Raw genomic sequence first — 22,208 nt, 5'->3', positions numbered from 1 at the left:
TTTCCGGCGCCTGCACGGAACCCAGGCGGGTGCCGGCACGGATCAGTGCCCTGCGATGCGGGGTTCTTTCGTTTCCGCCGGTGCGCTCAGCCTTCCAGCGGGGTCAGCAGTTTCGGCCCGCTGCCGCGGCCAGCCATGTAGACGCCGCCATCGGCCAGCACGTCCGAGCCGTTCTCCCAGTCCTCGTCGCTGATCCACGGCGCGCGCTCGCGCGGCCCCGGAATGTAGGCGCGCCACACGCCGTACTCGTCCGGCAGCGATCGCCCGGCATCGACGATCGCGTAGCGCACCGGTACACGCACATTCCAGTGCGGCTGATCCGCCTCCTCGCCCTCGACCGGCACACGGAACTCCCATCTGCGCGCGGCGGCCATCGCGTTGCTGCCCAGCACCTGGCGGAACTTGCGCATCTGGCTCTCGCTGGCCACCACGGTCATGTTGACCTGTTCCACGTAGAGGTCCTCCACGCGGCCATCGCGCCCCACCCTGAGGATCAGGTAAACGTCGCCCTGCGCCCCCACCTCGTACATCGAGCGCGGATAGGTGGGCGGCGGCATCTTCGACGCGGTGACCGACGCCCTGCTTTCGGGATCGTAGGTCTCGAAGCCGGCGCTGCGGATGGTCACCTGCGTATTGCCGTCTTCCAGCCGTTTGCCTACCAGCCGCAGCATCAGCGGCGAGCGCGCAGCGACGGGCCTGCCGTCGCGGACCACCGGTTCGAAGGCCCAGGCCATCACTGATGCGTGCACGAAACGCGCCAGCTCGCCGGTCAGCCGATCCTGCTGGTCCAGCCGCACCGCTTCCACGCTGCCGTCGGGCGCGATATCGATCTGGCCGGACAGCTGCATGCTCATCTCGGCCTGCTTGCGCACGCCACCCGGGCCGACGGCGGCCGCGCTACCTGCCGCCAGCAGCAGCGCGGCCCATATGCCCCAACGATGCAACGACTTCAACATGACGCACTCCCTGTCAGCCATGGTCCGGAGGCGACTGTACCGTTTCCGGCGCCGGCAATCACGCCAGCCGCAGCGCGCGCGCATAGGGCGGCGTATCAGGGAACTCGCCACGGGCGAAACCGGCCTGCAGGCTGCGCCACCAGCGCGGGTCGAACAGTTCGCCATGCGCCTCGCGCACCGCCTCCATCACCGGGCGCGGCAGGCCCATGAACAGCGGGAAGCGCTCGGGAAACACATCGTTGGGCGCGACATGGAACCATGGCTCGGCGGCCATGGATTCCACAGCGTCGCGCGGCTGCGGCCAGTCGCGGAAGTTGCAGTCGGTGACCCGGCACAGTTCGTCGTAGTCGTAGAACACCACGCGGCCATGGCGGGATACGCCAAAGTTCTTCAACAGCATGTCGCCCGGGAAAATATCGTTGCAGGCCATGTCGCGGATGGCCTGCGCATAGTCCAGCGCCGCCGCGCGCGCGGCGTCCGCTCCCTGCTCGCGCAGGTAGAGATTCAACGGCCGGAAACGGCGCTGCACGTAGCAGAGCGTCATCACCACATCCTCGCCCTCCCGGCGCACGCTCTGTCTGCACTGGTCGAGCAGCTCGTCCAGCAGTGCCGGCGCAAACCGGCTGGCAGGAAACCGCAGGTAACGATACGGCTGCGCGTCGAGCAGGCGGCCGATGCGGTCCAGGTTGAACACCAGCGCGTAGCGGTCCTGCACGTCCTGCCGGCTCACGGTCTTGGGCCAGGCGAAGCGGTCGCGGATCAGCTTGAACACCAGCGGGTAGCTGGGCAGGGTGAACACCGCCATCACCATGCCCGGCGTGCCCTCGGCCTGCACCAGCCGCTCGGTCGCATGCTGCTGGAAATGGCGGAAGAAGGTGCGGTAGCGCTCGGTCTTGCCCTGCTTGGCGCGGCCGAGCACGGTGTAGATCTCGTCCACCGGCTTGCCCGGCAGCAGGCTGCGCAGGAATACCACCGCGTCGGCGACGGTGGGCAGGTCGGCCTGGAAATAGCTGCGCGACACGCCGAACAGGTGGGCCACGTCGCGGCGGCGGCTCAACACCGCTTCCGCGCGCAGGCCGTCGCCGTCGTTGACCAGCGCGATCACGCAGGGCGAGAAGCGGTGCTCACCGAACACGCGGCCGACCAGGTAGGCGCGGCGTTCGCGGTAGAACACGGTTTCCAGCAGTTCGATGGCGCGCACCGGGTTCGGCCCCCAGTGCGCCAGGTCGTCGTGCAGGCGCACGGCGATGGCAGCGGCGCAGCGCAGGCGGTGCCGGTACGGCACATCGAAGCGGTAGTCGGCCAGCACGCGCTCGAAGGCCTCGGCCGGGCGCGCCTCGGAAACGGTGTAGACGTGGCGCGCGACCGGATGGGTGATGGCGTCGGACGGCTCGATGTCGATCGCCATGAACTCGATGGCATCGTCCACGCCACGGGTGCCGAACAGGCGCCGGGTCAGGGTGTTGTAGAAGGTCTTGTACAGCTCGCCGTCGATCAGCCCTTCGACCAGCGTGGCGAAGGCCGCGCGCACCCGCTCCCACAACGCGTGATCGGGCGCAGCGCCGGCGATGGCCTGCAGGCGCGTCATGCACCCGCCTATGCACAGGTCGTAGAGTTCGATGCGTTCGACCGCATCGATGCGGGCCGCTGCCCAGTCGCGCTGCTCGAAACGCGACCGCGCCCGCCCGGTGATGGCGGCGAAACGTGCGTGGTAGTCCTCGAAACCATCGCGGATGCAGGTGGCGATGGCGAGGGCGGATTCGGTGGCAGGCATCGGCATTGCGGGAGTCGGGGCGCCGGGCTTCACCCTACCGCACCCGGGCTGCCGCGTGCCGCTCCCCGCAGGAGCGACTTCAGTCGCGATGGGGCTTTACCGGTGAAGCCCTTTCGCGACTGAAGTCGCTCCTACGATAGGGAGCCGCGTCCATAAACGAAGAACCCGCATCGCCGGGGCGATGCGGGTTCCGTTCAAACGACAGCGGCAGCCGCGATCAGAGCGCGGCCAGGGCGGCGTTGAAGGTCGCGCTCGGGCGCATCGCCTTGCCGGCCTTGTCCACGGCCGGGCGGTAGTAGCCGCCGATGTCCACGGCCTTGCCCTGCACCGCGACCAGTTCCTCGACGATCTTCTGCTCGTTGTCGGCCAGCGCCTGGGCCAGCGGGGCGAACTTCGCCTTCAGCGCGGCGTCCTCGTCCTGCGCGGCCAGCGCCTGCGCCCAGTACATGGCCAGGTAGAAGTGGCTGCCGCGGTTGTCGATGGTGCCGAGCTTGCGGCCCGGCGAGCGGTCATTGTCCAGGAACCTGCCGTTGGCCTCGTCCAGCGCCTTGGCCAGCACCGCGGCGGCGGCGTTGTCGTAGCGCTGGGCGAGGTGTTCCAGCGAGGCGGCCAGGGCCAGGAACTCGCCCAGCGAATCCCAGCGCAGGTAATCCTCTTCGACGAACTGCTGCACGTGCTTCGGCGCCGAGCCGCCGGCGCCGGTCTCGAACAGGCCGCCGCCGGCCATCAGCGGCACGATCGACAGCATCTTGGCACTGGTGCCCAGCTCCAGGATCGGGAACAGGTCGGTGAGGTAGTCGCGCAGCACGTTGCCGGTCACCGAGATGGTGTCCTGGCCCTTGCGGATGCGCTCCAGCGAGAACTTCGTGGCCTCCACCGGCGACAGGATGCGGATGTCCAGGCCGTGGGTGTCGTGGTCCTTCAGGTATTTTTCGACCTTGGCGATGACCTGCGCGTCATGCGCGCGGTTGGCGTCCAGCCAGAACACGGCCGGGGTGTTGCTCAGGCGCGCGCGGCTGACGGCCAGCTTGACCCAGTCCTGGATCGGCGCGTCCTTGGTCTGGCACATGCGCCAGATATCGCCGGCTTCCACGGTGTGCTCGAACACCACGTTGCCGGCGTCGTCGCTGACGCGCACGGTGCCGTTGGCCGGGATCTGGAAGGTCTTGTCGTGGCTGCCGTATTCCTCGGCCTTCTGCGCCATCAGGCCGACGTTCGGCACGCTGCCCATGGTGGCCGGGTCGAACGCGCCATGCGCCCTGCAGTCCTCGATCACCGCCTGGTAGACGCCGGCGTAGCAGCGGTCCGGGATCAGCGCCTTGGTGTCCTGCAGCTTGCCTTCGGCGTTCCACATGCGGCCGGAGTCGCGGATCATCGCCGGCATCGAGGCGTCGACGATCACGTCGCTGGGCACGTGCAGGTTGGTGATGCCCTTGTCGGAATTGACCATCGCCACGGCCGGGCGCTTTGCGTACTCGGCGGCGATGTCGGCCTTGATCGCTTCCTGGGTGGCTTCCGGCAGCGAGGGCAGGCGCGCGTACAGATCACCGATGCCGTTGTTCGGGTCGAAGCCGGCCTGCCTGAGTTCGGTGGCGTACTTGCCCAGCACGTCCTTGTAGAACTCCTCCACCACCACGCCGAACATGATCGGGTCGGAGACCTTCATCATGGTCGCCTTCAGGTGCAGCGAGAACAGCACGCCCTGCGCACGGGCATCTTCGATCTGCGCGGCGACGAAGGCGGCCAGCGCGCGGCGCGACATCACCGAGGCATCGACGATCTCGCCGGCCTTGACCGCGGTCTTCTCCTTCAGCACCACGCGCTGGCCGTCATCCTGCACCAGCTCGATCTTCAGGCTGCCGGCGCTGGCCAGGGTGGCCGACTGCTCGCTGCCATAGAAATCGCCGCCGTCCATGTGCGCGACGTGCGACTTCGAATCGCTGCTCCACGCGCCCATGCGGTGCGGGTGCTTGCGCGCGTAGTTCTTGACCGACAGCGGCGCGCGGCGGTCCGAGTTGCCCTCGCGCAGCACCGGGTTCACCGCGCTGCCCTTGACCTTGTCGTAGCGCGCCTTGATGTCGCGCGAGACCTCGTCGGCCGGCGCGTCCGGGTAGTTCGGCAGCGCGTAGCCCTGGTCCTGCAGCTCCTTGATCGCGGCCTTGAGCTGCGGCACCGAGGCGCTGATGTTGGGCAGCTTGATGATGTTGGCTTCCGGCCTGGTCGCCAGTTCGCCCAGCTCGGCCAGGTCGTCGCTGATCTTCTGCCCGTCCTGCAGGTAGTCCGGGAACTGCGACAGGATGCGGCCGGAGAGCGAGATGTCACGTGTCTCCACCGCGATGCCGGCGGTGGTGGCATACGCATCGATGATCGGCAGCAGCGACTGCGTCGCCAGGAACGGGGCTTCGTCGGTGAGCGTGTAGATGATCTTCGGCGTATCGGACATGGGGGATGGTTTCCGTCGGAAGTAAAGGCTGGAAAGTCAGCGCGGCATTGTCGCGCGTCGCGACGGTTCGGGCAAAACGGGCGGGTACGGTCGCGGCCCTGGCCCGGAGCCCAGGCACGCCAGGGTGTGGCCACGGACGACGGGCACAAAAAAGGGCGCAGTCCTGCGACTGCGCCCATGGCCCGCACCTGTCGGGAGAGAGGAGCGACAGGTGGCTGCCGCTTGCTACTTCACTTCGAACTCCTGGGTGGTGCCGACCGGCTGGCCATCCAGGGTCACGTCCGCGCGGTATTTGCCGGCGGGCCATGCGCTTGCCTTGCTGAATTCAATGTTCGTCGTCTCCGCGCCGCTGGTATTGAGCGTGGCGCTCTGCTCGCCGGCCACCTGCCCGTCCTGGTAGGTGAGCTTGGCGCCCAGGGTGGCGTTGCTCGCGGCGCCGTCGGTCTTCACCGAAACGATGATCTTGTCCTTGCTGCCGATCATCGCCACCGGCGCCACCGACTTGTCGGCCGCGGCGGTGTTGCCGACGGTGACCGAGGTGACGCTGACCGCAGGCGCCGCAGGCGCCGGGGCCGGCTCGCTCATCGGCGCAGGCGCCGGGGTGCTGGCCGCCGGCGGCGGCACGGTTTCTTCCTTCTTCTTGCAGCCGGCCAGGGCCAGCGTGCCGGCCAGGGCGATGATCAGGGCACTGCTGAGCGAAGTCTTCTTCATGGGATGCTCCGGAATGGGATGGGAGGGGCTGCGTGGCCTGGCGGCCTCACCCCTGGCGGGGCGGGATCTTCAGCGTCTGCCCCGGGAAGATCTTGTCGGGGTCGGACAGCACGTCGCGGTTGGCCTCGAAGATGTGCTTCCACGCGTTCGCGTCGCCCAGCAGGTTCTTGGCGATCTTCGAAAGGCTGTCGCCCTTCTGCACGGTGTACTGCTGCTCGCCCACGATCTGCGCGGTGGAATCCACCCGCGCCGTCACGTCGGAAAAGTCCGCCTTCTGTACCACCTCGGCCGTGCTGTCCACCTTGGACGTCACGTCCGAGAAATCGGCCTTCTTGTCGTTGCTCATCGGGTCGTTCCTCCTTGGCTGGGTGCCACGATTGCACCGCGCGCGTTAAGGAACCATCGCGCCGGCGTAAAGCCGGCGTATACCCGGGAACGGCCCCGGCCGGATTACTGGCGCGGGTCGCGGAAGGGGCGGTGGCCGGCGGCGAAGTCCGCGGTCGAACGGCGCGGATTGATGTCCAGGCCGCCACGGCGGGTGTAGCGCGCCTCCACGTCCAGCGAGCGGCAGCCGCAGTGGCGCAGCAGGTCGAGGAAGATGCGCTCCACGCACTGCTCATGGAATTCGGCGTGGTCGCGGTAGCTGGCCAGGTAGCGCAGCAGCCCGCCGCGGTCGATGCGCGGGCCGGCGTAGCGGATGCTGACGCTGGCCCAGTCCGGTTGCCCGGTCACCGGGCAGTTGGATTTGAGCAGGGCCGAGACCAGCGTTTCGGCGGCGGCATCGCCTGCATCGGCATGCAGGAAGCCGGCCTGCGGCGGGCCGTAGTGGTCGATGTCCAGGTCCAGGCCATCGAGGGAGTCGCCCTCGGCGTCGGCCACCGGCGGCAGGCCGAACTCGACCGCGACCTCGGCCCCGGCGCAGGCCGAAAGATCGGCGGCGATGCGCGCGCGCACGTCGGCGGCGCTGTCGAAGCGCGCCGCGTTGAGGGAGTTCAGGTAGAGCTTGAGCGACTTGGATTCGACCAGATGGGGCGAGGTGGCCGGCACCCACAGCGTGGCGGTGGCCACGCACGGCTTGCCGCGTGCGTCCAGCCAGCCCAGTTCGTAGACATGCCAGCGGTCCTGGCCGAGGAAGGGCAGCGTAGCGCCCAGGCCGATCTCGGCGCGCGCGGCGGCGCGCGGAATCGGGAACAGCAGGCCCGGGTCGTACTGCGAGGGGTAGGCGACCTCGCGGCCCAGGCTGGAATCGTGGGGGGTGTTCATCGGCGCCATTGTAGGGGCAGCCGCTTGAGCGGCGTATTTACCGACCGGCGCTTTCGACTGCGCAGGTTCAGTTCAGCAGGCGCTTCCACCACGACGTGCCCGGCTTGGCCTGCGCCACCTCCCCGCTCTGCAGGCGCATCACCTGCCGCTCCGGGTCCAGCGCCGAGGGGCCGTAAACGACGCGGATGCGTTCCTCGGCACTCGCCCCCAGGGTGTCGCCGTCGCCGATGACCATGCCGTTCTCGACCAGGTAATCGACGATGCCGGTGAGCCGGCCGAACACCTCTTCGGCACTGTCCCGGGTCTCGGGAATCTCGATGTCCATCAGCCCCAGCATGTCCATGCCGCGGGTGTGCCCGGTCATCACCCCGTCCGGGCGCTCGCCGACGTTGATCGCCACCCAGGCGAGCGGCATCGGCGCAGGCAGGGTGGCCTGGGCCAGGTCACGGAACAGGCCCGGCAGCACCACGTGGTTGGCACTGCCGAAATACACCGCCTGGATGCTGCCGGACAGGGCGATGGCCGAGGCCAGCACGCGGCTGAGCAGCGCGGCCTGGGCGAGCAGGCTGGTGTCCTGGCCGTCCTGGCCGAACTCCATCACAGTGACGAGGGTGTGCGCGGCGTAATCCACCGGCGCCGGCGTGGCGTTGGGCCACAGCCGGCTGTGCGCGCAGATCGGCGCGATGTCGTCGCCGATCCGCGCCGGGATGGGCATCAGCGCGATCAGGGAATCGCCGTACTCCAGGCACTGCACCGGCGACGCGTCATCGCCGGCGGCCTTGTCCGGGCCATCGTCGGCGGGCATTTCGCCCAGCCGCAGCAGCGACGGGTCCAGGTCGGGCCAATCGCTGCGCATCTGCGCGAGCAGGGCATCGGCGGTGAGCGTGGGATCGAACTGCGACTGCAGCAGCATGGCCAGGCTGGCGCTCATGGGAGGTCCTTCTTCCGTATCGGGGGCACGATACTGGCAGGGGTCACCCCGCCTTGCCACCGTGCAGATAGTCCAGCGACACCTGCAGCAGCGCGCGCAGGCCCACGTCCAGCGCCTTCTCGTCGAGCAGGAACTTCGGCGAGTGGTTGCTGGGCGCGGTGGCCGGGTCGATGCCCGCGCCGGTGGAGCCGACGAAGAAGAACATCGCCGGCACCTGCTGCGCATACAGCGAGAAGTCCTCCGAGCCCATCTGCAGCGGCGGCTCGTAGACGTTGTCCTTGCCGACCACGGCCTGCAGGCTGGGCAGCATGCGCGCGGTCAGCGCCGGGTCGTTGACCGTGGCCGGGTTGCCGTCCTTCTCGTAGATGTCGGTGGTGGCGGTGGCGCCATGCGCGGCGGCGGTGTGCTCGGCGACGTTGCGCAGGTCGGCGAAGATCTGCTTGCGCATGTCCGGGTCGAAGGTGCGGATGGTGCCGACCATCTCCACCGAGTCGGGGATGATGTTGTAGCGGATGCCGCCCTTGATCGCGCCGAAGGTCAGCACCGCCGGCTGCTTGGACAGGTTGGCGCGGCGGCTGACGATGGTCTGCGCGGTGCCGATCAGGTCGGAGGCGGCGACAATCGGATCGATGCCGTTCCAGGGCGCCGAGCCATGGGTCTGGCGGCCGTTGACGGTGATGGCGAAGCGGTCGGAGGCGGCCATCAGCGGGCCGCCGCGCACGGCGATCTGCCCGGCCTGGACGCTGGAGAACACGTGCAGGCCGAACACCGCCTCCGGCTTGAACTCCTTGAACAGCCCCTCCTTGAGCATCAGCTCGGCACCGCCCTGCTCCGGCGGCGGCGCGCCTTCCTCGGCCGGCTGGAAGATCAGCATCACCTCGCCGGGCAGCGTGTCGCGCATGGCCACCAGCGCGTCGGCCACGCCGAGCAGGGTGGCGGTATGGGCGTCGTGGCCGCAGGCATGCATCACCCCGACCTTCTCGCCGCGGTACTCGGCCGTGGCGGTGGAGGCGAACGGCAGCCCGGTCTGTTCGGTCACCGGCAGCGCGTCCATGTCCGCGCGCAGGGCGATCTTCGGCCCCGGCAGGGCGCCCTTGATGATCGCCACCACGCCGTGCACGGCGACGCCGGTCTGCGGTTGCAGGCCCATCGCGCGCAGGCGCTCGGCCACCCTGGCGGCGGTGCGCACCTCGCGGTTGGACAGCTCCGGATGCTGGTGGAAATCGCGGCGCCACTCCACCACCTGCCGCTGCAGGCGCGCGGCGGCGGCCTCCACCTCGGGCCGCTGGCCTTCGGCGGCGGTGGCTGTCGCGGAGGCCAGGGCGCAGGACAGCGCGGTCAACAGAACGGTCTTGCGGATCATCCGGGGGTTCCTTTCGTGTGCGATCGCAGGTGAATGTAGGGCAAACGGGGCGGCAGGAGGAGTGTCAACGGGCAGGGCCCGGAACCGTTCACCCTCAACGCCGGTCCAAGCGCGTGGCCCATCGGTCATGGGTCGGCGCTTACCCGCCGGCGTTATGCTCTTCGCCGTTCCGCCAGCCCTTTGCCAATTCGGTTCCTCGGGAGTTTTCCGCATGTCGCGTTTCTGGAAGATCGTGCTGCTCGTCGTCGCCATCCTGCTGGTCGCGGGCATCGGCTACCGGGTGATGGGGGGCGGCAAGAAGGCCGGCGGAACGCCCGCGGCCGGGGGCGCGCCGGGCGCCTGGGGCGGCGGCGACAAGGACCGCGATCCGGTACCGGTCACCGCGGTGGCCGCCGAGCGCAGGAACGTGCCGGTCTATGTCACCGCGCAGGGCACGGTGGCCGCCTACAACACGGTCACGGTCAGCCCGCAGGTCGGCGGCGAGCTGCTGAGCGTCGACTTCAAGGAAGGGCAGACGGTGAAGAAGGGCGACCTGCTGGCCCGCATCGACCCGCGCACCTTCCAGGCCCAGTACGACCAGGCCGTCGCCAGCCAGCGCCAGAACCAGGCCCTGCTGGCCACCGCCCAGTCCAACTACGAACGCTCCAATTCCGAGGCCTACCGCCAGTACGTGGCGCAGACCGACCTGACCACCCTGCGCAACCAGGTCGCCCAGTACCAGGCGGCGGTGGCCGCGGCCCAGGCCACGGCGAACCAGAGCAGGGTGCAGCTGGGCTATACCCGCATCGTCTCGCCCATCGACGGCGTGGCCGGCATCCGCGCGGTCGACCCCGGCAACGTGGTCAGCGCCGGCACGGCGATCGTCACCCTCACCCAGCTGCAGCCGATCTACGTGCTGTTCAACCTGCCCGAGCAGCAGCTGGACGCGGTGCGGGCGGCGCAGGGCAACGGCCCGCTGGAAGCGGCGACGCTGGACCGCGCCGGCGGCGCGGTGGTCAATGCCGACGGCAGGCTGCAGGTGGTGGACAACCAGATCAGCGCCACCAGCGGCACCTTCCGCCTGCGCGCCGAGTTCCCCAACGCCGACAAGGCGCTGTGGCCGGGCCAGTTCGTCAACGTGCGCATGAAGCTCAACGAGCTGCCCAACGCCGTGGTGGTGCCGGCCGAGGCCGTGCAGCGCAGCAGCACCGGCGATTTCGTCTACCTGATCAAGCCCGACAACACCGTCACCCTGCGCGACGTGGTGCAGGGCGGCCAGGTCGACGACAGCCATGTCGTCATCAGCAAGGGCCTGGAAGCCGGCGACAAGGTGGTGACCGAAGGCCAGTTCCGGCTCAAGGAAGGCGTCAAGGTCAACCCGCTGCAGCCGGGCCAGGCGCCGCCGGCGCCGACCGAGGAGCAGCTGAAGGCCGCCAGCCAGAAGCGCGGCGCCGGCCGGGGTGGCCGTGGCCCGCGCTGACGCCCGGCTCCTGCCCGCGGCGCGCGTTGGCGCGCGGCGGGCACCGGGCACATCCGCATGCGTGAGCCCCGCGCGCGGGGCACGCAACGAGCGCGGCAGGAACATGGGCAGGCGCTGACCGCCCCCGCCGCGCGCACACTCACCACAGGAACCGACCGTGGGCTTCTCGACTCTCTTCATCCGCCGCCCCATCGCCACCTCGCTGCTGATGGTCGGGCTGATGCTGCTCGGCATCCTCGGCTACCAGCGCCTGCCGGTTTCGGCCCTGCCGGAGATCGAGGCGCCCAGCCTGGTGGTGACCACGCAGTACCCCGGCGCCAGCGCGCAGACCATGGCTTCGCTGGTGACCACGCCGCTGGAGCGACAGCTGGGCCAGATCTCCGGCCTGGACCTGATGACCTCCGATTCCTCGGCCGGCCTGTCGACGATCGTGCTGCAGTTCTCGATGGAGCGCGACATCGACACCGCCGCGCAGGACGTGCAGGCGGCGATCCGCCAGGCCACCCTGCCCGGCTCGCTGCCCTACCAGCCGGTCTACAACCGGGTGAACCCGGCCGACGCGCCGATCCTGACCCTCAAGCTGGCCTCGGACACGCGCCCGCTGCGCGAGGTCAACGACCTGGCCGACTCGGTGCTGGCGCAGCGCCTGTCGCAGGTGGACGGCGTGGGCCTGGTGTCGATCGCCGGCAACGTGCGCCCGGCCGTGCGCATCCAGGCCAACCCGGCGCAGCTGGCCAACATGGGCATGACCCTGGAAGACCTGCGCAGTGCGCTGACCCAGGCCAACGTCAACGCGCCCAAGGGCTCGCTCAACGGCAAGACCCAGAGCTACACGCTGTCCACCAACGACCAGCTCAGCGACGCGGCGGACTACAACGACATCATCGTGCGCTACCGCAACGGCGCGCCGGTGCGGCTGCGCGACGTGGCCAGCGTGGTCGACGGCGTGGAGAACGACCAGATCGCCGCCTGGGCCGACGGCAAGCCGGCGGTGCTGCTGGAAGTGCGGCGCCAGCCCGGCGCCAACATCGTCAAGACCGTGCAGAACATCCGCCAGATCCTGCCGGGCCTGCAGAACATGCTGCCGGCGGACGTGAAGCTGGACGTGTTCTCCGACCGTACCGTCACCATCCGCGCCTCAGTGCACGACGTGCAGTTCACCCTCGTGCTCACCATCTGCCTGGTGGTGGCGGTGATCTTCGTATTCCTGCGCCGGCTGTGGGCCACGGTGATCCCGTCTGTGGCGGTGCCGCTGTCGCTGCTGGGCACCTTCGGCGTGATGGCCTTCGCCGGCATGTCGCTGGACAACCTGTCGCTGATGGCGCTGACCGTGGCCACCGGCTTCGTGGTGGACGATGCGATCGTGATGATCGAGAACATCGTGCGCTACATCGAGCAGGGCAAGGAGGGCCAGGACGCGGCCGAAACCGGCGCGAAGGAGATTGGCTTTACCGTCCTGTCGCTGACCGTGTCGCTGATCGCGGTGTTCCTGCCGCTGATCCTGATGCCCGGCGTGACCGGCCGCCTGTTCCACGAGTTCGCCTGGGTGCTGTCGATCGCGGTGGCGATCTCGATGCTGATCTCGCTGACGCTCACCCCGATGATGTGCGCCTACCTGCTCAAGCCCGACGCGCTGCCCGAGGGCGACGACGCGCACGAGCGCGCCGCCGCGCAGGGCAGGGTGACGGCGTGGTCGAAGCTGGTGCACCTGTACGAATCCAGCCTGGACTGGGTGCTGCGCCACCAGCGCATGACCCTGGGCATCGCGCTGGGCTCGGTGGCGCTGACCGTGCTGCTGTACATCGCCATCCCCAAGGGCCTGCTGCCCGACCAGGACACCGGCATGGTCAGCGGCGTGGTCATCGCCGACCAGAACGTGGCCTTCGAGCAGATGCAGCAGCGCACCCGGGCCGTGGCCGAGGCGCTGCGCCAGGACGAGGCGGTGACAGGGGTGGCCGCCTACATCGGCGCCGGCTCGATGAACCCCACGCTCAACCAGGGCCAGCTCAACATCGTGCTCAAGGACCGTGGCGAGCGCGGCAGCCTGGAGGTGATCCTGCCGCGGCTGCAGGCCGCCGCCGCGCACATCCCCGGCGTGGCGCTGTACCTCAAGCCGGTGCAGGACGTGACCCTGGACACGCGCGTGGCCGCCACCGCCTACCAGTTCTCGTTGTCGGACATGGACAGCCGGGAGCTGGCCGAACAGGCCGCGCGCGTCACCGACGCGCTGCGCCGCCTGCCGGAACTGGCCGACGTGGACAACAACCTGGCCAACAACGGCCGCGCCCTGCACGTGGAAGTGGACCGCGACAAGGCCAGCCGCTACGGCGTGCCGATGCAGACCATCGACGACACGCTGTACGACGCCTACGGCCAGCGCCAGATCTCCACCATCTTCACCCAGCTCAACCAGTACCGCGTGGTGCTGGAAGTGGCGCCGGAATTCCGCACCTCCGATGCGCTGATGAACCAACTGGCGATCGGCAGCAACGGCAGCGGCGCGCTGACCGGCAGCAACGCCACCACCCTGGGCCAGGTCAGTTCCAGCAACTCCTCCACCGCCACCGGCATCGGCAACAGCAATACCGGCATCGCGCTGGGCGCCGGCGGCACCATCCCGCTGTCGGCCATCGCCACCGCCACGCCGGGCACCGCGCCGCTGATCGTCAGCCACCAGCAGCAGCTGCCGTCGGCGACGATCTCCTTCAACCTGGCGCCGGGCTATTCGCTGTCCGAGGGCGTGGCGGCGATCAACAAGGCGGTGGCGGACCTGCAGCTGCCGCAGCGGATGCAGGCGCAGTTCGTCGGCACCGCCGCCGAGTTCTCCAGCAGCCAGACCGACGTGGTGATGCTGCTGCTGGCCGCCATCGCGGTGATCTACATCGTGCTGGGCGTGCTCTACGAGAGCTGGATCCACCCGCTGACCATCATCTCCACCCTGCCCCCGGCCGGCGTCGGCGCGCTGCTGGCGCTGTACCTGTGCGGCATGAGCCTGTCGGTGGACGGCATCGTCGGCATCGTGCTGCTGATCGGCATCGTCAAGAAGAACGCGATCATGATGATCGACTTCGCGCTGGACGCGCAGCGCGCCGGCATGAACGCCTTCGACGCGATCCGCCGCGCCTGCCTGCTGCGCTTCCGCCCGATCATGATGACCACCGCCGCGGCGATGCTCGGCGCGCTGCCGCTGGCGCTGGGCACCGGCATCGGCTCGGAGCTGCGCCGCCCGCTGGGCGTGGCCATCGTCGGCGGCCTGCTGCTGTCGCAGCTGGTCACGCTGTACACCACGCCGGTGATCTACCTGTACTTCGAGCGGTTCTCCGAATGGGCCGCGCGGCGCCGCGAGCAGCGCGCGGCCGCACGCCTGCAGGCGGCCGGCAAGCGCACGGCATGAACATCTCCGCGCCCTTCATCAAGCGCCCGATAGGCATCACCCTGCTGGCCATCGGCCTGTTCTTCGCCGGCCTGCTCTGTTACCTGCGGCTGGGCGTGGCGGCGCTGCCGAACCTGTCGATCCCGGTGATCTTCGTGCAGGCCAGCAACATCGGCGCCGACGCCGACACCATGGCCGCCACCGTCACCGCGCCGCTGGAACGCCACCTCGGCCAGGTGCCGGGCATCAGCACCATGCGCTCGAGCAGCAGCGACGGCCGCAGCATGGTGTTCCTGATGTTCGACACCAGCCGCGACATCGACGCCGCCGCGCAGGACGTGCAGGCGGCGATCAACGCCGCCATGGCCGACCTGCCGGCCGGCATCAACACGCCGACCTACCAGAAGGCCAACCCCAACGACGACCCGGTGATCGCGCTGTCGCTGACCTCGGACACGCAGTCCGTCGCCGAGCTGTACAACCTGGCCGATTCGCTGCTGGCGCAGCGCCTGCGCCAGCTGCCCGGCGTGTCGCAGGTGGACATCGCCGGCGCCTCCACCCCGGCGGTGCGCGTGGACCTCAACCTGCGCGCGATGAACGCGCTGGGGCTGAGCCCGGACGACCTGCGCAACGCCATGCGCGCGGCCAACGTGGCCTCGCCGCTGGGCTTCCTCAGCGACGGCAGCAGCCAGACCGCCATCGTGCTCAACGACCAGGTGCGCAAGGCCGCCGACTTCGCCAACGTCGCCATCGCCACCCATGACGGCGCGGTGGTGCGGCTGAAGGACATCGCCACCGTCTACGACGGCCAGCAGGACGCCTTCCAGGCGGCGTGGTTCAACGGCAGGCGCGGCGTGCTGATGTACGTCTACCTGCGCAGCGGCGCCAACCTGGTGGCGACCGTGGACAGGGTGAAGTCGGAGATGCCGGCGCTGTCCGGCTACCTCGACGCCGGCACCACGCTCACGCCCTATTTCGACCGTACCCCGACCATCCGCGCCTCGCTGGCCGAGGTGCAGATCACCCTGATGATCAGCCTGGCGATGGTGGTGCTGACCATGGCGCTGTTCCTGCGCCGGCTGGCGCCGACCCTGATCGCCGCGGTCACCGTGCCGCTGTCGCTGGCCGGCGCGGCGGTGGTGATGATGGTGCTGGGCTTCACCCTCAACAACCTGACCCTGCTGGCGCTGGTGATCGCCATCGGCTTCGTGGTCGACGATGCCATCGTGGTGATCGAGAACATCATGCGCCACCTGGACGACGGCATGCCGCGCATGCAGGCGGCGATGGCCGGCGCGCGCGAGATCGGCTTCACCATCGTCTCCATCACCGCCTCGCTGGTGGCGGTGTTCCTGCCGATCATCTTCGCCCAGGGCATGCTCGGCGCGTTCTTCCGCGAGTTCACCCTGACCCTGGTGGCGGCGATCATGGTCTCGGCGGTGGTGTCGCTGACCCTGACCCCGGCGCTGTGCGCGCGCTTCCTGCAGCCGCACGAGGCGCACGTGCGCGAATCGCGCACGCACCGCCTGCTCGACCGCGTGCACGGCGGCATGCTCAGGGTCTACACCGTCGCGCTGGACTTCTCGCTGCGCCACGCGCTGCTGCTGGCGCTCACCCCGCTGCTGCTGATCGTGGCCACGTTCTACCTCGCCGGCGCGGTCGGCAAGGGCAACTTCCCCGAGCAGGACACCGGCCTGATCTGGGGCCGCGCCAGTTCCAGCGCCACCGTGTCCTTCAACGAAATGAGCACGCGCCAGCGGCGCCTGAGCGACATGTTCCTGGCCGACCCGGCGGTGAAGATGGTCGGCTCGCGGCTGGGCTCCAGCCGCCAGGGCAGCAGCGCGCAGTTCAACATCGAACTGAAGACCATGGCCGAGGGCCGGCGCGAACCCACCAGCCTGGTGGTCGCGCGGCTGAGCGCCAAGGCCGCGCAGTTCCCCGACCTGGACGTGCGCCTGCGCGCCATCCAGGACCTGCCGTCCGATGGCGGCGGCGGTGGCGGACAGGGCGCCCAGAACCGCGTCACCCTGCAGGGCAACGACGCCGCGCAGCTGGCCGAATGGCTGCCGAAGCTGGTGGAGGCGCTGAGGCAGAACCCGAAGCTGCGCGACGTCGGCTCGGACGTGGACAAGGGCGGGCTGATGCAGAAGATCGTCATCGACCGCGAGAAGGCCTCGCGCCTGGGCGTGGGCATCGGCGCCATCGACGGCGCGCTGTACGGCGCCTTCGGCCAGCGCCAGATCTCCACCATCTACGCCGACCTCAACCAGTACGGCGTGGTGGTCAACGCGCTGCCGGAACAGACCGGAAGCCCGGCCGCGATCAACGACGTGTACGTGCGCTCCAGCAGCGGGCAGATGATCCCGCTGACCGCCTTCGCCCACCAGGAACCGGGCCTGGCACCGTCGCAGGTGACCCACCAGAACCAGTACACGGTGATGGACCTGAGCTACAACCTGGCGCCCGGCGTGAGCAGCGGCGAGGGCGATGCCATCGTCAAGGCCGCCATCGACGGCCTGCGCATGCCCGGCGACATCCGCCAGGCCGAGCCCGGCGGCTTCCGCCAGGCGCTGGACCCCACCGCGATGCTGATGCTGATCATCGCCGCCATCGCCACGGTCTACATCGTGCTGGGCATGCTGTACGAGAACCTGGTGCACCCGGTGACGATCCTGTCCACCCTGCCCGCCGCCGGCATGGGCGCGCTGCTGGCGCTGTGGGTGACCAACACCGACCTGTCGGTGATCTCGACCATCGCCCTGGTGCTGCTGATCGGCATCGTCAAGAAGAACGCGATCATGATGATCGACTTCGCCCTGGTGGCGCAGCGCGAACACGGCAGGTCGCCGGCCGAAGCGGTACGCGAAGCCAGCATCGTGCGCTTCCGCCCGATCATGATGACCACCATGGTGGCGATCCTGGCGGCGCTGCCGCTGGCCATCGGCCTGGGCGAAGGTTCGGAACTGCGCCGTCCGCTCGGCATCGCGATGATCGGCGGCCTGCTGATCTCGCAGAGCCTGACCCTGCTCAGCACCCCGGCGCTGTACGTGATCTTCTCCTGCCTGCAGCAGCACTGGCGCGGCTGGCGCGCGCGGCGCCGCGAGCGCCGGAAGCAGCGGCGGATCGCACGGGCCTGACGCTTCCAGCGAAGCTGGCGCAATGCCCCGATGGAACGCGATGGCAACGCCTCTGCCGGGCATTGCCCGGCATGCGGATCAGGCCGCCAGCTGCGCCAGCGACTCCGCCTGCAGGCGTTCGTAGATCGCGAACTCGTCCGCCACCGTCGCGCCCAGCGCCTGCTCGAATGCCTCGCGGTTGGCGCGCGCCGCGTAGGCGCGCTGCTCCTCGCCGCCCAGGTTGGACTGGAAGATGCCCGCCGCGCTGACCGGCAGGAAGTCCTCGTAGACGATGGGTTCGGCGGTGGCCAGCCCGCGTTCGATCAGCACCTCGGCCGGCAGCGCGCGTCCGGCCGCCGGCACGGCGCGGCCGGCCTCGGTCAGCGCGTAGCGGTAATAGCCTAGGCCTTCGCGGCGCAGGGTGGCGTGGTCGTCGGGGAAGCCGGCGAACGCGGCCTGCAGGCGCTGCGCGTAGTCGCCGCCGGTGCTGCCGGCACCGCCGCTTTCGCGCGCCTGCGCCAGCAGCGCGTCGTACAGCGCGCGGCCCTTCGGGGTCAGCGCCAGGCCGCGCTGCTCGATCTCGCCGAAGCGCGCGGTGTGGGTGCCGGCGGCGTTGTCCTCGCCCGAGGGGAAATGCACCAGTTCCTCCAGCGCCTTGAAGCTGGTCTGGCGCAGCAGGATCGGGCAGTCGCGGCGCGGCGGGCCTTCGATGACCGCCTTGGCGGCCAGGCCGCGGGCGTGCATCGCCGCCTGCGCGGCGTCGATGTCGAGCGTGCGCGGGGTCAGGTGGTTGATGTGCGGGCCGCGGAAGCTGACCACGTCGGCCACCAGGCGGTGCGCGGCGTGCAGCGCGTGGTAGGTATCCAGCGACACCGTGGCTTCGTTGTGCCAGCGGAAGGTCTCCAGCGCCTCGACCACGAAACGCCATGCGTCCCCGTCGGACAGGCCGCCGTCGCGTTCGCACTGTTCGATCAGCTGCAGCACGCCCGGGGTGAAGATCGTGCGGCGGGACAGGATGTCCGCCGCCTGCGCGCGCAGCGTCTCGTCCTCGATCAGCTCCAGCCGCAGCAGCGAGGTGAACACGCGGAACGGATTGCGGTTGAGCAATTCGCCGTCGACCGGGCGGAATGCGGTGGAGTGCACCGGCACGCCGGCCACCGACAGGTCGTAATACCCCACCGGCTGCATGCCCATCACCGCGAACAGGCGCCGCAGCGTGGATAGCTCCTGCGCGGTACCGACGCGGATCGCGCCATGACGTTCCACGTCCAGGCGCTCGCGCTCGCCGCTGCGCTGCATCTGCGCCGCCAGCTCCGGCTGCGCGGCCAGCACGCCGGCGTTGACCTCGCCGACCAGCTCCACGAGGGTGCCGTACAGCGGCACTTCGGTGCGGTACATGTGCGACATCGCCTGCGAGAACAGGCTGCGGATGTGGTCGGCGGAAACGAAACGGTCGGCGGTCATGGCGGGCGCACGGCGCAGCAGGGGAAAGGCGCCATTTTCGCCCGGATGGGGGCACGGGGTCACCCATTGCATCGGATACTTCCACCGCCCGGTGCCGCGGGCGGCACCGCGATGCGGCCGCTCAGTCGCGCGTGCGGGCCGCCGCGTCGCGCATGGCGCGGTCGCCGAGCTGACGCTGCAGCAGCGCGTCCAGGCGGACCGGCCGGTCCCAGTGGTCGTAGCTGGCGACCAGCACCTGGCGCACGGCACGCCAGTGCAGGTTGTCCGGCGCCACCGCCAGGTCCTGCACCACGGCCTTCCAGCCTTCGCCCGGGTGGCGGGTACGGGCCTGCACCGGCTCGCGGCAGCTGGCGCCGATGGCCTGGCCCCAGAAACAGGCGAACCAGACGTCGCCGGCCGCCCAGCCATGCTGCTGCATCAGCGCCTCGATGTAGCCGCGGCGCGCGCCACCGTAGCGCACCACCTCGTCGACGAAGGCATCGGGATAACGCGCGGCGTACAGGTTGACGTCGGCCAGCTGCCGGTCGAGCCAGGCGTCGCCGGTGCCCGGCTCGTAGGCGGCGGCCGGCGTGGCCGGCGCTGTCTGCGCCGATGCGATGGCGGGAAGGAGCAAGAACGCGCAGAGGGGAGCGAGGAGCGGGAGGAAACGGCGGCGCAGCCGTTTCGCGCCTGCCGTCATGCGTTCCCCGTTCCTGTTCACGCCCTGCTCGCCTCGATCGCCGCCACCGCCTCCGGCCATTGCCAGGCGGTATCGGCCAGGCGCAGGCGCGGTTCGTCGCTGGAAACGCCGTGCTCGGCCTCGTGCGCCCAGGTGACGGCGTACGGGGTATGCACGCCCCAGCCGCCGAGCGCCAGCACCGGTTCGATGTCCGAGCGCAGCGAATTGCCCACCATCACGAAGCGGTCGGCCGGCAGGTCGAATTCGGCCAGCACCCGCGCGTAGGTGGAGGGGTCCTTTTCCGAGACGATCTCGATGCGCGGGAACAGGTCGCGCAGCCCGGAGCGCTCGATCTTCTGTTCCTGGTGGAACAGGTCGCCCTTGGTGATCAGCACCACCGGCCAGCGCGCGGCGATGGCCGCCACCGCCTCGCGCACGCCCTCGATCACCTCGACCGGATGCTGCAGGGTGCGGCGGCCGATCTCGACGATCTGGCGCAGGTGCGCGGCGGAAATGCGCTCATCGGTCAGTTCGATGGCCGCTTCGATCATCGACAGGGTCATGCCCTTGGCGCCATAGCCGAACACCGCCAGGTTGCGCCGCTCCACCTTGAGCAGGTGCTGCGCGGTGCCGGCGTCGTGCAGGTCGATGTAGTGGCCGAGGACGGATTCGAAATCCTGTTCGGCCTGGCGGTAGTAGTCCTCGCTCTTCCAGAGCGTGTCGTCGCCGTCGAAGCCGACCAGGCCGATGGAAGAAGAAGGTGCGGATGCGGGGGGTGCGGAAGTCATGCGCCACAGGATAGCAACCGCCCCGCGCGGCGGACATGGAAAGAGCGGCCAGCGGCCGCTCTCCCCGTGCATGGCGGCGGCGTGGCCGCCGCTGCGTCACTTCTGCTGCGAGGCGGTATAGGCCCGGTACTCGTCCGGGGTCAGCTTGCCGTCCTTGTCGGCATCGGCGGCATCGAAGATCTGCGCCAGGCCGGCATGGGCCTGCGACTCGGCGCGGCTGATGCTGCCGTCGCCGTCGGTGTCCAGGCTGGCCCACGACTGGTCATTGCCACTGGCCGACGCGTCGGCGGCGGTGCCCTGCTGGGCCTGCGCGGCCTGTGCGGCCTGTTCCTGCGCCTGGCGTTCCTGCTCGGCCTGCGCGTCCTGGGCCATGGCCGGCATCGCCAGGGCGGCGCCGACGGCGGCAACGAGGGCGAACAGAGTATTGCGGTTGCGAACGGTCATCAGGGTTTCCTCCTGCGGTATGGGTAGCGCACGGTGTTTCCGCACGCCGCCACCCTCGCAGGCCGGTCCTGAATCGCACGCACCCCGCAGAAGCGCGGAATACGCGGCGTTAACCAACACGCGGCGGCAAGCGGTTACCGCCCTGGTTAGCGTTGCGTGAGCCGCCGGTAAGGCCGGCATTCGAGTGTTCCATCGATGGCACGCCTGCGCGGGAATGCGGCCATTAGCCCGCGTCGCTGGCGTCGTCAGCGGCCGAACGCGGACTGAACGCCCGCCATCCCAGGCCCACGCCGACCAGCGCGCCGGCCACTTCCAGCACCACGCGCGTGCCGAGCTGGTCCGGATCGTGGATGCCGGCCAGCGCCAGCCGCGCATAGAGCGGCGACTCCAGCTGCACCATGCCCAGGTAGAACAGGTTCCAGCCATCCACGCCGGCGCCGATGGCGACCGCGGCCAGGCAGGCCCAGGCGATGGCGTGGCCCTGCGACAGGCCGGCGCGGCGGCAGACCTGCCACCACAGGAAGAACACCACGAAGCCGACCGCCAGCGCGATCAGGGCCGCTTCCAGCGAGCCCAGCAGTCCGTAGTGCAGTTCCAGGTTCATCGGTGTCGGTCGCGGCAACGGGGAGCGGCAGTGTATCCGGGCCGCGCAAACCCCGTAGGAGCGGCTTCAGCCGCGACGGGGCTTTCCTAGCCGCATCGAACGCGGCTGTCGCGGCGCTCCGCATGCGGGAAGGCCCCTTCGCGGCTGAAGCCGCTCCTACGGGGAGGTCAGCGTACCGGGAAGTCGTAAGCGGTATCGGGCGCCGGTTCGGGGCGGAAGGTGTAGTGCCACCATTCCATCGGGTAATTGGCGAAGCCCTCGGCGCCCATCGCGTCGAGCAGCCGTTGCCGGTTGCGGCGCTGCTGCGGGGTGATGTCGGGGCTGTCGGTATGGGCCAGCGGGTCGAAGCGGTCGAAGCCGGTGCCCATGTCCAGTTCCACGCAATCGCCCTGGCGGCAGTCGAGCAGGCCCAGGTCCACGGTGGCGCCGCGGCTGTGGCCGGAATGCTCGGCGATGTAGCCGTCCAGCAACCGGCTCTTGTCGATGTTCGGGTAATAGCGCGCCTTGGCCTGCTGGTCGGCCGGGTCGTGCGCCCAGGCGACGAACGACTGCACCGACCGCACCGGGCGGTAACAGTCGTACAGGCGCAGCGCATGGCCCTGCGCCTGCAGCGCTTGCTGCACGCGCGCCAGCGCCTGCGCGGCGGGCGCGAGCAGGTAGCAGCGCGGTGCGTCGTAGCCGGGCACCGGCCGGCCGGTGAAGTTGTCGCTGCCGGCGTAGCGCATGTCCAGCGAGAAGCCCGGCGCCAGCGTGGCGACGTCCAGCATGCCGGCCTGCGCCGGCGTCGTGGCCGGGGATACCGCCGGTGCGGCCGCCTGCGCGCCCATGCAGGCCAGCAGCGGAAGCAGGGCACAGCCTCGG

General features: G+C 69.7%; 17 protein-coding genes. 3 read left to right on the top strand and 14 right to left on the bottom strand.

Features of this window, described 5'->3' with window-relative positions; genetic code table 11:
- Window positions 1-86: 86 nt before the first annotated feature.
- The 8 genes from AC06FP_RS11025 to AC06FP_RS10990 form a co-directional block, all read right to left on the bottom strand.
- Complete coding sequence (locus AC06FP_RS11025) at window positions 87-956, bottom strand: energy transducer TonB (protein ID WP_456117898.1); 870 nt, start codon at window positions 954-956, stop codon at window positions 87-89.
- A 58-nt stretch (window positions 957-1,014) separates the two neighbouring features.
- Complete coding sequence (gene aceK, locus AC06FP_RS11020) at window positions 1,015-2,736, bottom strand: bifunctional isocitrate dehydrogenase kinase/phosphatase (RefSeq protein WP_478075517.1); 1,722 nt, start codon at window positions 2,734-2,736, stop codon at window positions 1,015-1,017.
- A 211-nt stretch (window positions 2,737-2,947) separates the two neighbouring features.
- Window positions 2,948-5,173 carry an NADP-dependent isocitrate dehydrogenase gene (locus tag AC06FP_RS11015; RefSeq protein ID WP_478075516.1) on the bottom strand — a complete coding sequence of 742 codons (2,226 nt, stop codon included), beginning with the start codon at window positions 5,171-5,173 and terminating at the stop codon, window positions 2,948-2,950.
- 225 nt (window positions 5,174-5,398) lie between these two features.
- The gene (locus AC06FP_RS11010) at window positions 5,399-5,884 is read right to left on the bottom strand and encodes a hypothetical protein (RefSeq protein WP_478075515.1); all 486 of its coding nucleotides are present in this window, start codon (window positions 5,882-5,884) and stop codon (window positions 5,399-5,401) included.
- A 46-nt stretch (window positions 5,885-5,930) separates the two neighbouring features.
- A complete protein-coding gene (locus AC06FP_RS11005) occupies window positions 5,931-6,230 on the bottom strand; it encodes a LysM peptidoglycan-binding domain-containing protein (RefSeq protein WP_456117894.1) in 300 nt (99 codons plus the stop codon).
- 104 nt (window positions 6,231-6,334) lie between these two features.
- Window positions 6,335-7,147, bottom strand: a complete 813-nt coding sequence (queF, locus tag AC06FP_RS11000) for an NADPH-dependent 7-cyano-7-deazaguanine reductase QueF (protein WP_478075514.1) — start codon at window positions 7,145-7,147, stop codon at window positions 6,335-6,337.
- A gap of 67 nt (window positions 7,148-7,214) precedes the next feature.
- Complete coding sequence (locus AC06FP_RS10995; protein ID WP_478075513.1) at window positions 7,215-8,078, bottom strand: DUF4261 domain-containing protein; 864 nt, start codon at window positions 8,076-8,078, stop codon at window positions 7,215-7,217.
- A gap of 43 nt (window positions 8,079-8,121) precedes the next feature.
- On the bottom strand, window positions 8,122-9,438 hold the full coding sequence (locus AC06FP_RS10990; protein ID WP_478075620.1) for an amidohydrolase: 1,317 nt from the start codon (window positions 9,436-9,438) through the stop codon (window positions 8,122-8,124).
- A gap of 214 nt (window positions 9,439-9,652) precedes the next feature.
- Between AC06FP_RS10990 and AC06FP_RS10985 the strand changes: the two genes are divergently transcribed.
- The 3 genes from AC06FP_RS10985 (at window position 9,653) to AC06FP_RS10975 (ending at window position 17,410) form a co-directional block, all read left to right on the top strand.
- Window positions 9,653-10,900, top strand: a complete 1,248-nt coding sequence (locus AC06FP_RS10985; RefSeq protein ID WP_478075512.1) for an efflux RND transporter periplasmic adaptor subunit — start codon at window positions 9,653-9,655, stop codon at window positions 10,898-10,900.
- Window positions 10,901-11,057: 157 nt separating this feature from the next.
- A complete protein-coding gene (locus tag AC06FP_RS10980; protein WP_478075511.1) occupies window positions 11,058-14,294 on the top strand; it encodes an efflux RND transporter permease subunit in 3,237 nt (1,078 codons plus the stop codon).
- Window positions 14,291-17,410 (top strand): efflux RND transporter permease subunit, encoded by a 3,120-nt coding sequence (locus AC06FP_RS10975; protein ID WP_478075510.1) that lies wholly within the window; start codon window positions 14,291-14,293, stop codon window positions 17,408-17,410. The genes AC06FP_RS10980 and AC06FP_RS10975 overlap by 4 nt, the downstream gene beginning before the upstream one ends.
- Before the next feature lie 78 nt (window positions 17,411-17,488).
- Here AC06FP_RS10975 and hglS read toward each other — a convergent pair whose 3' ends face one another.
- The 6 genes from hglS to AC06FP_RS10945 form a co-directional block, all read right to left on the bottom strand.
- A complete protein-coding gene (gene hglS / locus AC06FP_RS10970; protein ID WP_478075509.1) occupies window positions 17,489-18,853 on the bottom strand; it encodes a 2-oxoadipate dioxygenase/decarboxylase HglS in 1,365 nt (454 codons plus the stop codon).
- A gap of 121 nt (window positions 18,854-18,974) precedes the next feature.
- Window positions 18,975-19,466: a hypothetical protein gene (locus AC06FP_RS10965; RefSeq protein WP_478075508.1), complete on the bottom strand. Its 492-nt coding sequence runs from the start codon at window positions 19,464-19,466 to the stop codon at window positions 18,975-18,977.
- Between the two features lie 83 nt (window positions 19,467-19,549).
- The gene (locus AC06FP_RS10960; protein ID WP_478075507.1) at window positions 19,550-20,299 is read right to left on the bottom strand and encodes an HAD family hydrolase; all 750 of its coding nucleotides are present in this window, start codon (window positions 20,297-20,299) and stop codon (window positions 19,550-19,552) included.
- A 96-nt stretch (window positions 20,300-20,395) separates the two neighbouring features.
- Window positions 20,396-20,743 carry an EF-hand domain-containing protein gene (locus tag AC06FP_RS10955; protein ID WP_456117885.1) on the bottom strand — a complete coding sequence of 116 codons (348 nt, stop codon included), beginning with the start codon at window positions 20,741-20,743 and terminating at the stop codon, window positions 20,396-20,398.
- 223 nt (window positions 20,744-20,966) lie between these two features.
- Window positions 20,967-21,347 carry a hypothetical protein gene (locus AC06FP_RS10950; protein WP_456117884.1) on the bottom strand — a complete coding sequence of 127 codons (381 nt, stop codon included), beginning with the start codon at window positions 21,345-21,347 and terminating at the stop codon, window positions 20,967-20,969.
- Between the two features lie 167 nt (window positions 21,348-21,514).
- Window positions 21,515-22,174, bottom strand: a complete 660-nt coding sequence (locus AC06FP_RS10945; protein ID WP_478075619.1) for a M15 family metallopeptidase — start codon at window positions 22,172-22,174, stop codon at window positions 21,515-21,517.
- Window positions 22,175-22,208: the final 34 nt, after the last annotated feature.

The sequence above is a fragment of the Stenotrophomonas sp. Steno-Z2 genome (assembly GCF_056393235.1).
The sequence above is the reverse complement of the archived record's forward strand: the minus strand, read 5'-3'. Positions and strand labels throughout refer to the sequence as shown.

Excerpts from the sequence above, each read along its gene's own strand:
- AC06FP_RS11025 (WP_456117898.1), bottom strand. The coding sequence starts at position 956 with ATGTTGAAGTCGTTGCATCGTTGGGGCATATGGGCCGCGCTGCTGCTG.
- AC06FP_RS10975 (WP_478075510.1), top strand. The coding sequence starts at position 14,291 with ATGAACATCTCCGCGCCCTTCATCAAGCGCCCGATAGGCATCACCCTG.
- AC06FP_RS11015 (WP_478075516.1), bottom strand. The coding sequence starts at position 5,173 with ATGTCCGATACGCCGAAGATCATCTACACGCTCACCGACGAAGCCCCG.
- queF (WP_478075514.1), bottom strand. The coding sequence starts at position 7,147 with ATGAACACCCCCCACGATTCCAGCCTGGGCCGCGAGGTCGCCTACCCC.
- AC06FP_RS10955 (WP_456117885.1), bottom strand. The coding sequence starts at position 20,743 with ATGACCGTTCGCAACCGCAATACTCTGTTCGCCCTCGTTGCCGCCGTC.
- AC06FP_RS10995 (WP_478075513.1), bottom strand. The coding sequence starts at position 8,078 with ATGAGCGCCAGCCTGGCCATGCTGCTGCAGTCGCAGTTCGATCCCACG.
- AC06FP_RS10945 (WP_478075619.1), bottom strand. The coding sequence starts at position 22,174 with ATGGGCGCGCAGGCGGCCGCACCGGCGGTATCCCCGGCCACGACGCCG.
- AC06FP_RS10985 (WP_478075512.1), top strand. The coding sequence starts at position 9,653 with ATGTCGCGTTTCTGGAAGATCGTGCTGCTCGTCGTCGCCATCCTGCTG.
- aceK (WP_478075517.1), bottom strand. The coding sequence starts at position 2,736 with ATGCCGATGCCTGCCACCGAATCCGCCCTCGCCATCGCCACCTGCATC.
- AC06FP_RS10960 (WP_478075507.1), bottom strand. The coding sequence starts at position 20,299 with ATGACTTCCGCACCCCCCGCATCCGCACCTTCTTCTTCCATCGGCCTG.
- hglS (WP_478075509.1), bottom strand. The coding sequence starts at position 18,853 with ATGACCGCCGACCGTTTCGTTTCCGCCGACCACATCCGCAGCCTGTTC.
- AC06FP_RS11005 (WP_456117894.1), bottom strand. The coding sequence starts at position 6,230 with ATGAGCAACGACAAGAAGGCCGATTTCTCGGACGTGACGTCCAAGGTG.
- AC06FP_RS11010 (WP_478075515.1), bottom strand. The coding sequence starts at position 5,884 with ATGAAGAAGACTTCGCTCAGCAGTGCCCTGATCATCGCCCTGGCCGGC.
- AC06FP_RS10950 (WP_456117884.1), bottom strand. The coding sequence starts at position 21,347 with ATGAACCTGGAACTGCACTACGGACTGCTGGGCTCGCTGGAAGCGGCC.